Below are 15,158 nucleotides of genomic sequence, written 5' to 3'. Positions count from 1 at the left end.
GCCATCCTTCTCTTTACCACCCTACAAAAAGCTAAAACCTCCCCCCAATCCAAAAGAAGCAATCAAAAATCACAATCAAACACAGGTTTATGCTATTATTAGTGTTAAATAGGAGGGATACTGATGCAAAATATCCAAGGTCACGAACCGTCTTTACCACACATATCTGGAATGTTTATCCGAAATGATTTGGTTGCTTCACCAGAAGAAGCAAAGCGGAAACAACGACACGTATGGGGACAAGCGCAATATCAGAGCATCTCGAACAATCTTGCCAAAGCAAACATGACAGTCCTTATCCCGCAGATTGCCGTCACTTATATAGATACGCACCACCAAATATTCTATTACCCAACAAAACGTTTTCAAGCCACAGACACAGCATCAACTTCTGAACGAGCGCAATTAGGTTACGCGCTGCAAAGTGCCAAAGACAATAACCTGGATGTCTACTTACCACTACAACTAAGCGAAACGACATGGTTTCAAGCTCTGTACAATCATTTCGATTCCAACGAAAACCAAGCATTTTTAAAAGATAGCGCAACATTTTCGATTCAAATTGCAGACGAAATGATGCAACTTTACGAATCAGCTTACGGCGCACAGATAAAAGGTTTCTACCTCCCTTTTGAAGTAGATAACGCGAATTTGTATGAAGGAAAAGCCCTTGATCGCTGGATTGAATATTACTTACAACCAGTAACTACACACTTACGGAATTTGCTACCAGAAGGGCGCATTGTCACCAGTCCGTTACTATATACAAACTTGAAGCAGCCGTCCGAAAATGACCTATCTCAATGGAATACAATGTGGCAGAATGTGTTCTTCCGGACGGAGCTAGATACGCTGATGCCGCAAGATGGTGCAGGATGGGAGAGTGCCTCGGCTGACCAACTAAGCGCGTGGTATCGTTCAATGGCGGATATGATAACAACGAGTAACGCAGATAGAAAATTACAAGGTCGCTCTGCCACGGTGGAGCTATGGAATAATCCAGAATCGTATAGTATGTCCGGTTCCAATACGATGGATATAACGCGGCTAAAGAAAAATATGCAAGCAGCGGAACCTTACGTGCAACGCCATATCTCATTTAGTGCGCACAGTTTAATGCCGATGAGCGAAGATTTCCTTGCAGGACAAGCGAATAATGAGGCATATTACCAGGCATATACAGAAAGCCAACGCCTCGGCTATATCCCAACGAAACAAGTGAAAACTCCCGAAGTAACACATGCTATCCAGAATCAGAACAATGTGGTCTTTCACATCACACGCGTTGGAGAGGAAACAGGATACGTTCTTTATCGCACATGGAACGGCAAACGCATCAAAATTAAAGAAATGAATGCAAAAATAGAACAAATAGCGTTTACCTTCACGGATAACCAAGTGCTACCACATGCAAGCGTCAGTTATGAGTTAATGGCATTTGATGCTTACGGCAATCGAAGTTTTCCATACACGTGCGCGCTATCACTACCAGCCACAATTGCGGACGGCATTGCTGATTTCACGAAAAAAATATCGAAGGTGAATGCCGAAGCTCTGTCTACCGGTTTGCCTGTCCAAACATTCACTTTTGCGGATCAATCTGAAGGCTTTGCATACGAAGGGAATACGGTGCTGGCCACGCGTTTAACAGAGCATCGCCCCTATGTGTCTTGGACTGAAAAACGAGAAGATTATACCGTTCAGGAACAAATATACACAGACACCGAAGGATTCGCCCATCTTCGTTTAGACTTAGGAAAGAATTGCCCCATCCAAGCGATTGGAATGTCTTTTCTGCAAGACCGAAATGCGTCTATTCGAATCCCTGCATCCATTCAATACGAGGTGGATGGACATGCCTACGCGATAGCCAAACAACCAAGTATCCCCCAAATTGATTTCACGCAACCTGTGACTGGTGAAAATACGTATCAACCAGGCGAGTATTGGTATTGGGGCTTCCCAAGAACCGTGGCGCAAGGCCAGATCATAGATATTAAAATACGTATAGAATACAATGTTTTTCTATTCATGCGCGAACTTCTGGTTTTATAAAACTTATATAGAGTCCTGATACACGTAAGAAAAATAACAGAAATTGAGCTATCTAGTTGATTTCTCCATTTTCAAAGTGCTAAGCTTAAATTGTAAGCGCTAACAATAAATGAGGAGGAGCAAAAATGAGATTAAAAGAGAAAGTAGCGATCATTACTGGCGGAGCAAGTGGTATTGGAAAGGCTACAGCGGTTAAATTTGCGGAAGAAGGAGCCAAAGTTGTCATTGCTGATTTTTCGGAAAAAGGGGAACTTGTAGCGAAGGAGCTTCGCGAACAAAATTTTGAGGCGCATTTTGTTAAAACGGATGTCACGAATGAGGCTGAAATCGAAAATATGGTCAAAGAAACCGTCCGTGTTTTTGGCCGCTTGGATGTTTTATTTGCGAATTCAGGCATTGCGGATGATGGGAATATCGACGCGTTATCGTATGAGAAGTGGAAACGAACGATAGACATTAATTTAAATGGTGTATTTTTGTCCAATAAATATGCGATTGAGCAGATGTTAAAGCAAGGCGATGGCGGCTCAATTGTGAATGCAGGCTCGATTCATAGTGTGGCCGGAAAAGAAGGAGTAACGGCTTACGCATCGGCAAAAGGTGGCGTCAAACTGCTTACGCAAACGCTTGGTGCTACTTATGCGCGTAAAGGCATTCGTGTCAACGCGGTCGGACCAGGTTATATTGATACTCCGCTCATCGAGGCAGCACAAGGTGAGGCACGCCAATCATTAATTAACCTCCATCCAATGGGTCGACTTGGAAAACCAGAAGAAGTAGCCAATGCAGTTTTATTCCTTGCGAGCGAAGAAGCATCATTTATTTCAGGCACAATTCTCGTAATCGACGGTGGCTACACAGCCGTTTAATAGCAAAAACTAAATCAGTGAATCTAGAATTCAAAACCCATCTTAAAGCCTCAATGGATTTCATTTCTGTTGGGGCTTTTAATTTGCCGCTTGAATAGCCAACCCCGTCACCAAACACTACTAACTGTAAACAAACATACAAAAACCCGAACTTCCCCTCTCGCCAAGCTCCATCTAAAAAACAGCTCTACCAAATAACTCCAAGCCTTCCTCACAAAAAAACCTACAATTTCACAGTAAAATTCCCCCCATTTGGATAAATAGATGCAGGTGAAAAGAAACATATAGCTTGATTGTCTCCGGTTATGTAAATTTTATTACCTATTTTTCCCTTTATTCGTATCCTTCGCTCTAGTATAATGGCAGAGTAAGCAAATTCCAAAGAAGGAGCTGAAGAAATCGCAGAGGTTGGTGAAAGTGTCACTAATTTTAAGGTAGAAGATAAAGCGCTTATTTTATGCATCAATTCCCATTTGACGACATCTTAAAAGCGCTAAAAGTCATCATCGATTTTTGAAAAGCGAAAAAGATAGTAAGCGCTTAATAAACAAATGAAAGAGCATGGATTGAGAGTTGTAAAAACCTTGCTCCACGCTTTTTTTGTTTTAAGCAAACGAACAACAGAACTACAGAGCTATGTATCAACGGAATATAGCTTGAAAAAGGAGGAAAACAGAATGAAACAAAACAACAAATGGTATCGGATTCTGGTAGGGTGTCTACTCATTTTCTTAATTGGTATGGTAGCATTCCCACAGGGTAGCAAGAGCGAAGCAGCAGGAACATCGACAGTGAAAAGCGTGACAATTACTTATCCAGAGGGGCAAACAAGCGCAACTGCTTTTGTAGATACACTTTCTCTTCACTTCACGCTAGATGTACCAAAAATGGCAGAAGGAGAACAGACACATATTACATTTGGACAACCCAATTCACTAGGGTATAATCGCGCTTCTTTTAATATCGGTGGAGCATTTCAAGTGACGCCGGATGCGACTGGATTCACGCTGACAGCTTTGCAAAATACGACACCACAGCTTGTGCAAGTCGCGATTCCAGCTAACTACACAGCAAATGTATCAGGAACAGAGACGATTCCTTTGTCTATAGAGCTAAACGGACAAACCACATCGGTAAACATGACAATTAAAGAATACAAAGATACCGTGGATAAAAGTGAGCTGGTGAAAAAAATCCCACTTGGCTTTACAGCTGACGGAAACCTAGAATGGGTGGCATATTATAACTACAATCAGTTAGCCGTGTCAGGATTACCTGACTATCCATTCGTTTTTCAAGATACAGTAGGTGCGAATCAAGTTTTAGTTAAGGATAGCATTAGCGCGTACAAAGTTTCAGAGCCAATCGCAGCAGATGGTTCACGTAACTTAACGCATGACAGTTATGATTTTGATATGAGTAATTTCTTGCAAAAAGAAGCTACAAACACAGGCTGGAATTACGAAAATGCATCTTTCAAAGGGTTCCCGTCGCTAACAGGAGGAACATTACCAAACACTGCGAGTTATTATATCGTTTATGAAACAAAAGTCACAGATGACGGCACGAGCCTTTACACCAATGAGCTGTACACGCAAGGAGTTATCAATGGTAACGGAAGTGAGCCGATTCGTATCCAAGACCGTTCTCCAGCGCAATTTCAAGCAGCAGGACAAGGATCAGGCGATAGCGATAATCTAGTAGGATCACTCGTATTTGAAAAAGCAGATAGCGCAGATACGAGTATCAAACTAGCAGGCGCCACATTTACATTAACAGACCCAACAACACAAGAAGTTTTCGCAACAATTACCACGGATGAAACAGGTACTGGAAGCCTTGGTGATATTCCGTACGGTTCCTATGTGCTGCAAGAAACCAAAGCCCCAGAAGGCTATCAACTATCAGATAAAACATATCCAGTAACCATTTCCGAGGATCAGCAAAAAGTCGATTTAGGAACAATCTCGAACGACAAAACACCGCCACCTGTGGAGCCAAAAGGATCGCTGACATTCGAGAAAGTAGATAGCGCAGATCCAACGATTAAGCTAGCAGATGCAACGTTCCAATTGACAAATCAAGCAACTCAAGAAGTCTTTGCAACGATTACGACAGACGAAGCAGGTCTAGGTAACCTGAATGATATCCCGGCAGGCGAATACACATTACAAGAAACGAAGGCCCCAGAAGGCTATCAACTATCAGATAAAACCTTCCCTGTAACAATTTCAACAGACCAACAAAAAATTGATTTAGGAAAAATTTCGAATGACAAAACACCACCACCCGTTGAACCAAAAGGATCGCTAACATTCGAGAAAGTAGATAGCACAGATGCAGCAATCAAGTTGGCAGACGCGACATTCCAACTAATAAATCAAGCAACCCAAGAAGTTTACGCGACGATTACTACAGATAAAACAGGTTTAGGCAGCCTAAATGATATCCCAGCAGGCGAATACTCATTAAAAGAAACAAAGGCTCCAGAAGGCTACCAACTATCGGAAAAAACATATCCAGTAACCATTTCCGAAGATCAGCAAACAGTTGATTTAAAGAATATACCAAACACAAAAGTACCAAGTAACCCCGTGACACCTGTCGAACCAATGACACCAGACCAACCAGAAAAGCCTAGCAAACCAATTACTCCAAGCTGTCCAATAATACCAAGCGTCCCATCAACTCCAAGTGCAAGTACACTAATAACTCCAGTGGACGTGGCAGGAAAGCCGACTCGTATTGTATCAGAAGTAACGCCATCAGCACCAATACAAACATTACCTACAACGGGCGATACATCAAATGATACACTTCCATTGTTTGGAGGACTGCTTATTCTAAGTACAGGCGGCTATTTCTTAATTCGTCGCAAAGGCTAAAAATAATAGAACGCGTATCTTGTTTCGGCAGGATACGCGTTTATTATGAACCGCTATTGCATAAAGTCAGCAAAGTGTAAAATAAATTATGTAAAAAGTAAATGGAAAACACAATTTTTGCGTATCTTATCGTACGTTATTGTTCTCCCGCGTGGTGTCTTCTAAAGAACGATGAGCGTGTAAAAATGAGTCCTAGAACCATTATAGTAACTATTTATCAGTATACAACCGAAATAGGAGTATTCGCACTACACGATACAATTTACAAAAAACATCAATAATAAGTTGCTCCATCGAACTAACCATGATATAATATTTTTGGAAACGGTTACTTCATTTTGAATTCAGGAGGAATTTTGATGGAAAACAGTATGCTAAGGGAAGAAACAGGTGGCGAAAAGGGTTTTTACAAGTTGTCTTGGTTGCAGCGGATTGGTTTTGGTTCTGGGGATATGGCGCAAAACTTAATTTACAACACGGTGTCAACGTATTTGTTATTTTTCTACACGAATGTTTTTGGGTTAAATCCTGGTTCTGCGGCGACAATGTTTCTAGTTGTTCGTATCATTGATGCAGTGTGGGATCCGATTGTTGGAACGATTGTGGATAAGCACACGACGCGGTTTGGGAAGTATCGGGGCTATTTAATTTTGGTTGGATTGCCATTGTCGATTTTCGCAATACTTGTGTTTTGGAATGGTTTTTCGGGAAGTTTGTTGTATGCTTACATTACGTATGTGGGGTTGTCGATGCTTTATACGTGGATCAATGTTCCTTACGGTGCGCTGAATGCTTCGCTAACTCGTGATAATGACGAAATTACAAAATTGACGTCTACGCGGATGTTCTTGGCGAATCTTGGTGGACTTGCTGTGGCTTACGGTGTGCCTGTTTTGGTTAAGTTATTTTCTACAGACGGATCATGGGATACGAAAGCATCGGCCAGTGGTTGGCTCATCACAATGACGATTTATGCGGTTGCAGGTTTTGCTATTTTAATTTTCTGTTTTACGCAGACGAAAGAACGCGTTGTTATGGAAGTGGAAAAACAAGATGAGGTGAAGGTTTCTGATTTGCTGACGGAATTTAAGCGAAACAAACCGCTACGTGTCTTGGCTTTCTTCTTTATTACTGCTTTTGCAATGATGTCTATTGGTAATGCTGGCGGGGCTTATTATATGCAATATGTTGTAAAAGCTTCTGACTCGGTGCAGTGGTTCAACGCGCTAGGCTCGATTCCGGCGTTTATTTTCCTACCTTTAGTTCCATCCATCAAAAAAGCGATTGGTAAAAAGCAATTATTCATGGTCTTTCTTGGAATTGCGGTTATTGGGATGATGGCGTTATACTTTATTCCGAATCCTCAAGATCATGTGACGCTAGTTTTGATTGCGCAGTTCATTAAATCGACTGGGGTTATCGTTGCTACAGGTTATATGTGGGCGCTTGTTCCGGAGGTTATTTCTTACGGAGAGCTTCAATCGGGACGCCGTATTTCTGGTATTGTAAACGCTTTAACCGGATTCTTTTTCAAATTTGGTATGGCGTTGGGTGGCGTAATTCCTGGCTTTGTTCTTAGCATTACTGGTTACAATGCGAACAGTGAGGCGCAGTCGGCATTTACGCAAGAAGGGATTCTGTGGCTTGTAGCTGTATTGCCAGCAATTTTGCTGATTGTGGCGATGATTATTATTTCTAAATATGATATTACAGACGAGCGTTATCTCGAAATTAGCCGTGAAATCGAAAGTCGTAAAGATAATTAAAAGTAGGAGGTAAAGGGGTATGCAAATTGAAAATCCAGTTTTAACAGGTTTTAATGCTGATCCGTCTATTATTCGAGTGGAGGACACGTATTATATTGCAAACTCAACGTTTGAGTGGTTTCCAGGCGTGCAGATTCACGAGTCAACCGATTTAGTTCATTGGCAGCTTATCGGGCATCCGCTGTCCACAACAACATTGCTTGATATGAAGGGAAACAAGGATTCAGGCGGGATTTGGGCGCCGGATTTATCGTATGCAGACGGGAAGTTTTGGCTTGTGTATACGGATGTTAAAATAACGGAAGGCGCTTTTAAAGACGCTACGAATTATTTAACGACGGCAGAGGACATTCGCGGACCTTGGACGGACCCGATTAAACTAAACGGTGTTGGTTTTGACGCTTCTCTTTTTCATGATGACGATGGCAAAAAATACTTGGTTCAGATGGAGTGGGATCACAGAGAGTATCGCCATCCGTTCAACGGTATAAAGCTGACGGAATACTCGGCGGAAGAAGAGCGTTTATTGCCGGAAACGGGACGGATTATTTATCACGGAACAGATGTGAAGTTAGTTGAAGGCCCGCATATTTATAAATTATTTGGGTACTATTACCTTTTCTGCGCGGAGGGCGGGACGCTGTTTTCGCATCAGGAAGTTGTGGCGCGTTCCAAGACATTGTTTGGGCCTTACGAAACGCAGCCGGGTGAGGTGTTCTTGACGGCTTTTGATTCGCCGGACAGCTATTTGCAGAAAACGGGGCATGGCGCGCTAGTTGAGACGCCTGCCGGTGAGTGGTATTTTGCGCATTTAACGGGTCGCCCTTGGCATCATGATACGGAGTCAAGCCATGATCCGCGAGGCTGGTGTACACTTGGACGGGAAACCGCGATTCAAAAAGTGACATGGGATGGGGATAACTGGCCTCATATTGTTGGCGGGAAACAAGGCAGTCGTTTTGTTGATGCGCCAAAAGACGCGGTGTCGCAAGTTTATCCGCTTACGTATGATGAAAAAGATGATTTTGATGCGGCTTCGTTGAATATTAATTTCAATACGTTACGTGTACCTTTTGATGAAAAAATGGGCTCGCTTTCTGCTAATCCGGGGCATTTGAGGCTGATTGGGAAAGGGTCTTTAGCGAATGAACATGAGTTGTCGCTCGTTGCAAGACGTTGGCAAGCGTTTCATTTTGAAGCGGAAACGGCGGTTAAATATGAGCCGACGACGTTCCAACAGATGGCTGGATTGGTCAATTATTACAATTCGCAACACTGGTCGATGATTCACGTGACTTGGAATGAGATAAACGGCCGGGTCATTGAAGTTACTCAAAACGATTGCGGCAATCTGACGAGCTTTTTGAAAGAAGAAGCGATAAGCGTTCCGGACAGTGCGGAGTATGTGTATTTCAAAGTTCGCGTGGAGAAGAGTCATTATGTGTACGCCTACTCATTTGATGGCGAGAATTGGCAAGATATTAAGCCAAAACTAGATGCCAAAATTTTATCTGATGACTATGTCGTGCAGTCATATGGCGGTTTTTTCACAGGTGCTTTTGTCGGAATGGCGAGTGTCGATTACTCTGGCTACGATTTGCCGGCTGATTTTGATTATTTTGCTTATAAGGAAAAATAAAAATGTGAACCACTGTACTAGAAATAGGCGGTGGTTCTCTTTAACTTTTAACATGACGATATGTTATACTTTTAAAAAAAGGCAGTAGGAAAGGGACGTATGGTATGACTAAAAAAACTGATCAGGATGTTATGAGAGAAAACAATAAAAAATTAGTATTAAAAACTCTATTTAATGCTGGTCAGACGTCAAGGAGCTCGATTGCAAGTGCGGTTCATCTACAGAAATCTACGGTGTCTTCTATTATTCTTGAACTGCATGAGGACGGGCTTATTGAGGAGCTTGGCATTGGAGAGGCTTCGAACGCGGGTGGACGGAGACCGAATTTGATTCAATTTAATTATCGATACGGCTATGTGCTGGCCTTTGATATGGGCGCTAGGCATTTACGGTATTCGGTTAACTATATGAACGGCGAGGTTATTCAAAAAGAGTCGCTGCGTCTAACTGGTCACAGTATCAAAGACGTTTTTCAGATGATGCAGCAGGTCATTTCTGGCTTGCCTGCTTTTGATACGATGAACGGGTTGCTAGGAATTGCTGTTTCGGCGCATGCCCCTGTTCACGAAAATGAGATTCGATATAGTCCGTTTTTGGAACTCGATTCGTTTTCGTTATTGGAGGCGTTGCAGGGAATTGTGGATGTTCCGATTCGTTTTGAGAATGAGGCTAATTTGACGGCGATTTCGATTCGTGATTTCTGGTATTATTCGGGCGAGGAGCCACTTAGCAGCTTGCTAGCCTTGAATATTCATAACGGGATTGGCGTCGGCACCATTATTAACGAGCAACTGTATCACGGTATGCAAGGGCTGGCCGGGGAAATCGGGCGTTCGGTCATTTACAAGGATGGCCAAGTGTATCGATTAGAAGAACTGTATTCTGAAAAAGCGGTCATGGAAAAAATAGCGCAACAAAACGGTAAACAAGAACTAACAGTAGAAGAGTTCGTCGCCTTAATCAAAAGTAAAGACAGTTTTGTTTTGGCGGTCGTTGATGAATGGGTCACGGCGATTGCGCAAATAACGTATAACTTAGTACAATACGGCGCGCCAGAAGCAGTTTTCTTATCATCGCGTTCTTTATCGCAATTTCCGGAGTTGTTAAACCGAATTTATGAGGAGTACAAAGCATTAAATCCGCTAGGGGAAACACGAATTGAGTTCACACAACACGATATTTACGAATCCTCGTTGCTCGGAGGTGTCGCGCTTATTGCACGGCAAGTTCTAGGTCTAGAATCACAAGACCTCATTTTCAAAAAATAAGTATCGATAAAACTGCGGACGTGTATGTTCGTGGTTTTTATTTGGAAATTTTGATGAAAACGCTTTACAAAAAGGAAGAGACGATGTATGATATTTGTATAGTTAGTTCGACAGACCAACTAATTAAAACAAGCGCGACAATTTTATGAGGAGGCTATATTATGAGCTATTTTCCACAAGTAGAAAAAATCCAGTTTGAAGGTAAAGAAACGAAGAACAAGTTTGCATTCCGTCACTATAACGCAGATGAGATTGTTTTAGGGAAGCCGATGAAGGAACATTTGCGTTTTGCTGTGGCGTATTGGCACACAATGACGCAAGATGGCAGTGACCCATTCGGTATGCCGACAAATGAACGTACTTGGATTGGCGCAACAGAAATGGAAACGGCTAAAAATCGCGTCGAAGCATTCTTTGAAATTCTTGAAAAACTAGGCGCAGAATATTTCTGTTTCCATGATATCGATGTGGCTCCAGCAGGCGATTCGATTGAAGAATTCATGAACAATTTGGACGAAATTACAGATCTAATCAAAGTGAAAATGGACCAAACTGGCATCAAATTACTTTGGAACACAGCAAATATGTTTTCACATCCTCGTTTTAATAATGGTGCAGGTTCGACGAATGATCCGGAAGTGTTCGCCTATGCAGCGGCACAAGTGAAGAAAGGCTTAGATATTTCTAAAAAACTAGGCGGCGCAAACTACGTATTCTGGGGCGGACGTGAAGGTTACGAAACGCTTTTAAATACAGACATGAAGTTCGAACAAGACAACATCGCGCGTCTATTCAAAATGGTAATTGCTTATGCAGAAAAGAACGGCCATAAACCACAGTTCTTAATTGAGCCAAAACCAAAAGAGCCATCCAAACACCAATATGATTTCGACGCTGCGACTACGATGGCGTTTATCCAAAATTATGGTTTAGAAGGCGACTTTAAGTTAAACTTAGAAGCGAATCACGCGACTTTGGCTGGTCATACTTTCGAACATGAATTGCGTGTGGCACGTGAATACGACGCGCTTGGCTCAATTGATGCTAACCAAGGCGACATGTTACTTGGCTGGGATACAGATGAGTTCCCAACGAATGTACTTGATGTGACGCTTGCGATGTATGAAATTTTGCAAAATGGTGGTATTGCGCCAGGTGGTATTAATTTTGATGCGAAAGTTCGCCGTTCTTCTTTTGCGATGGAGGATCTGCTGTTAGCACACATCGCGGGAATGGATACGTTCGCTCGCGGCTTGAAAGTTGCTGCCAAATTAATCGAGGACAAGTTCATTGAGAATGTCATTGCAGAACGTTATGGCAAATGGTCAAGTACGGATATTGGTAAATCGATTTTGGCAGGGGAAGAGGACTTAGAGTCACTTTCTACTTATGCATACAAACATGGTGACACGATTAAATTAGAATCAAGCCATATTGAATATGTTAAATCTGTTTTGAACGACTACTTATTTTAAGCGAAGGAGTTTTAGCTGATGAGTTATGTATTAGGCATTGATCTTGGAACGAGCTCCCTCAAAGGTATCCTGATGAATAAGGCGGGGCAAGTGATTGCGGAAGCTTCAGCAGAATATGACATTGATTCACCAGCGCCAGGTTTTTCCGAGCAGCATCCTGAATATTGGGTTGTTGCTTGCGAAGAAGTGCTGACAAGACTGAGCATTGAAGTCGCAGATTTTGGTGCAGAGCTTGAGGCTATCAGTTTTTCAGGGCAAATGCATTCGTTAGTGACGCTTGGCGATGAGGATACATTGGCATATCCGGCGATTTTGTGGAATGATGTGCGGACGACGAAACAGTGCCAGCAAATTATGGACACATTCGGCGAAACAATCATCGAAATCACGAAAAATATCGTACTAGAAGGCTTCACCTTACCCAAAATTCTATGGCTACAGCAAAATAAACCAGAAGTTTGGGAAAAAGTCCGAAAAATCATGTTGCCAAAAGACTACTTGGCGTTCATCCTGACTGGAAATATGCACTGCGAATATTCAGATGCCGCAGGAACATCCCTTTTTGACATCGAAAAGCGCGAATGGTCCGCAGCAATTTGCGAGAAGTTCGCCATCGATATGTCGATTTTACCACCAGTTGTTTCGTCCGTAGAGCAAGTTGGCGTGGTAAATGCTAGCTACGCCAAACGTTTCGGCTTGCAAAGGGAAGTCAAAGTGTTCGCCGGTGGTGCAGATAACGCGTGTGCTGCACTTGGTGCGGGCGTCGTGAATGAAGACTATGCACTAGTTTCCCTTGGTACGAGCGGTGTTTTCAGCTCATTTGAAGCAGAAATATCGAATTACAAAGGCAAACTGCACTTCTTCAATCACGTCATTCCGAACGCCAATTACTCGATGGGCGTAACACTTGCCGCAGGAAATTCCTTGAACTGGTTTAAAAATACATTCGGCAAAGGCTTGAGTTTTGCAGAATTATTGGCTGATGTGTATACCGTGGCACCAGGAAGTGAAGGCTTGCTTTTCACACCGTATATCGTTGGCGAGCGAACACCACACATCGATTCGAAAATTCGCGGCAGCTTCATCGGAATCGATACACGACATGAATTGAAACATTTTGCGCGCGCCGTATTAGAAGGCATTACTTTCAGCTTGAAAGACGCTCAAGTTTTGATGGAAGAAGCAAAAAACAAGAAATTCAAGCAAATCATCAGCGTTGGCGGCGGAGCAAAAAATGCCGATTGGATGCAAATGCAGGCAGATATTTTCAACGCAGAAATTATCCGCTTAGAAGTAGAACAAGGCCCAGGCGTTGGCGCATGTATGATTGCAGCTGTCGGCAATGGTTGGTTTGAAGATTTCGAAGCATGCCGCAATATCTTCGTCCAATACAAGGACGCGACATTCACACCAAGAGAAGAAAATGTACAGAAATACGAACAATTATACGATGTATATACACAAGTTTACCCAGCTACAAAAACGATTTGTAGTACATTAACGAATTTTAATGAATAAACAGTACCGCTTAGGCTATAAAGCTTAGGCGGTTCTTTTTATGTGGCACTATAGAAAAAACGACAAACCCACAAGGAGCTCATCGCTTTATTTTATATTCTAATTTTTAGTTACCTTACTCCGCATACTCGCCAAAGAATCAGCAATTTTCAATGTAGTTTTTACAGCTTTTCGATTTAAAGTGCCTTTATAATGTTTAATCTTCGCATTCATTTGCAGGTTTTCATCGATGCTTAACTGTAATTTCTTCTCGGTTTGAGCAAGTTCGGATTCTATTTTCTTATTATCTTTTTCATGCGTTTCTATTTTTTGTTTAAACTCCGTCCGTTCTTGTGCCGCGGATTTCTTTAGTTGCGAAAGCTGGTAATTCACGCGATTCACATGATATCGTAGTTTAAAATCATGGCGCTCTTCCGATAAATTAGTGGCAGTTTTCACGCGTTCCAGCATGTTTTTAGCAACTAATTTTGTAATCGGATCAGCACTAGAAGGAAAGTCAATCGCTTGTACTAGCGAATCTAGAGGTGCGGATTTTCTGTTCTTATCTTCTTTATATATATGTTCCAGCCCATTCGTATCTAAAAAGTCAATATAGTTATCGAAGTTACGAGCCTGCACTTTCTCAGCAGACTTCAAGTCCACCTTGCTAAGCAACTCATTCACATCCGATATGTTCTCCAGCTCATCGATGGTAACGTGCGTCAACGCATGATAAGAAGCCAATTCCCGCATTCTAGCATCTTGCACGAAAGAAATATTAGGCGTCCCAACAATTGTCGGAATCACATTACCATGTAAACGAGAACCGATACTAAAATCCGTATTTTTCGCAAAATCATACCAACTTGGCATACTCGTGAAATACTTGACGCGTCCTTCTTGATAATATTTATGGTGAATCGATGTCGGATATCCTTGAATATCACTGCTAATATCAGGCCCACCAGCAAACATCAAATGAAATTCATCTAAATGCTGCGGAATGAAATGATAGTCTTTATGTGTCTCAATCATATTGTTTAAGAACTGTATCGCAATGTCAGAAGAGGTCGGGGAGGCGTTGATTGCGATAGAAGACTGCTCCGTCAATTGCAAATCCCGTATTTTCAGCTCTCTGCCAAAAGTATAAAGAGAAGGGCAACCGATAACACGATAGTCCACATCTTCGTTAAAACCTAGTTTTTTCAAATAATCAGCTGTGATTTGGCCACGTACACCAATTTGAGCAGATTTCTCGAGCACCGCTTTTACGAAATTAGTCACGTCCTCATCAAATGAAAAACCTTCTTCTAACTGAGGTTCATAGTTAGCGCGCAAACCAACCCCAGTAACGATAACTGGTATTTTCAAACGACGAATTAATTCTGTATAGTTGCGCAATGTTTGGCGGAAATCGTCCCGAAAAGCATCAGCTAACGGAACAACGTATAAATCATAATTCTCATTAATGCTCTCAGCCAAATTTGGATTCGATGATAATCCATCGGCGTCTATTTCCACATCTTCATTCCATAATGTACGATAAATACTGTATTGATAAGCTAAATTCCCGTTGTTAAAGCCCGTTCTATCTTTTAAATAAATATCTTCTGCTGTATAAATATCTGTAGGGCGCATGCCTGACCTAATGAGTACTCTTTTCATTAAAATGTCACGTCCTTACAATTTTATAATCAATTCCTA

Annotated in this window: 9 protein-coding genes; 8 read left to right on the top strand and 1 reads right to left on the bottom strand. The window is 42.0% G+C overall.

What is annotated here, in order from left to right:
- The first annotated feature begins 123 nt into the window (after positions 1-123).
- The 8 genes from EP57_RS04135 (at position 124) to xylB (ending at position 13,475) form a co-directional block, all read left to right on the top strand.
- The gene (locus tag EP57_RS04135; RefSeq protein ID WP_036084471.1) at positions 124-2,055 is read left to right on the top strand and encodes a DUF4434 domain-containing protein; all 1,932 of its coding nucleotides are present in this window, start codon (positions 124-126) and stop codon (positions 2,053-2,055) included.
- 125 nt (positions 2,056-2,180) lie between these two features.
- Positions 2,181-2,924, top strand: coding sequence for an SDR family NAD(P)-dependent oxidoreductase (locus tag EP57_RS04130; RefSeq protein ID WP_036084470.1), 744 nt, complete (start codon positions 2,181-2,183; stop codon positions 2,922-2,924).
- Between the two features lie 677 nt (positions 2,925-3,601).
- A complete protein-coding gene (locus EP57_RS04125; protein WP_036084469.1) occupies positions 3,602-5,809 on the top strand; it encodes an LPXTG cell wall anchor domain-containing protein in 2,208 nt (735 codons plus the stop codon).
- Between the two features lie 359 nt (positions 5,810-6,168).
- The gene (locus EP57_RS04120) at positions 6,169-7,575 is read left to right on the top strand and encodes an MFS transporter (protein ID WP_036084468.1); all 1,407 of its coding nucleotides are present in this window, start codon (positions 6,169-6,171) and stop codon (positions 7,573-7,575) included.
- 19 nt (positions 7,576-7,594) lie between these two features.
- Positions 7,595-9,214: a glycoside hydrolase family 43 protein gene (locus EP57_RS04115; RefSeq protein WP_036084467.1), complete on the top strand. Its 1,620-nt coding sequence runs from the start codon at positions 7,595-7,597 to the stop codon at positions 9,212-9,214.
- Between the two features lie 104 nt (positions 9,215-9,318).
- The gene (locus tag EP57_RS04110) at positions 9,319-10,482 is read left to right on the top strand and encodes an ROK family transcriptional regulator (RefSeq protein WP_036084466.1); all 1,164 of its coding nucleotides are present in this window, start codon (positions 9,319-9,321) and stop codon (positions 10,480-10,482) included.
- Between the two features lie 161 nt (positions 10,483-10,643).
- Positions 10,644-11,957 (top strand): xylose isomerase, encoded by a 1,314-nt coding sequence (gene xylA, locus EP57_RS04105; protein ID WP_036084464.1) that lies wholly within the window; start codon positions 10,644-10,646, stop codon positions 11,955-11,957.
- Between the two features lie 18 nt (positions 11,958-11,975).
- On the top strand, positions 11,976-13,475 hold the full coding sequence (xylB, locus tag EP57_RS04100) for a xylulokinase (protein ID WP_036084463.1): 1,500 nt from the start codon (positions 11,976-11,978) through the stop codon (positions 13,473-13,475).
- A 99-nt stretch (positions 13,476-13,574) separates the two neighbouring features.
- Here the strand turns inward: xylB and EP57_RS04095 are convergent, their stop codons facing one another.
- A complete protein-coding gene (locus tag EP57_RS04095) occupies positions 13,575-15,119 on the bottom strand; it encodes a polysaccharide pyruvyl transferase family protein (protein ID WP_036084461.1) in 1,545 nt (514 codons plus the stop codon).
- Positions 15,120-15,158: the final 39 nt, after the last annotated feature.

This window comes from Listeria booriae (genome assembly GCF_000766865.1).
GTDB classification, from domain to species: Bacteria; Bacillota; Bacilli; order Lactobacillales; family Listeriaceae; genus Listeria_A; species Listeria_A booriae.
This window is presented reverse-complemented; position numbering and strand designations above follow the sequence as displayed.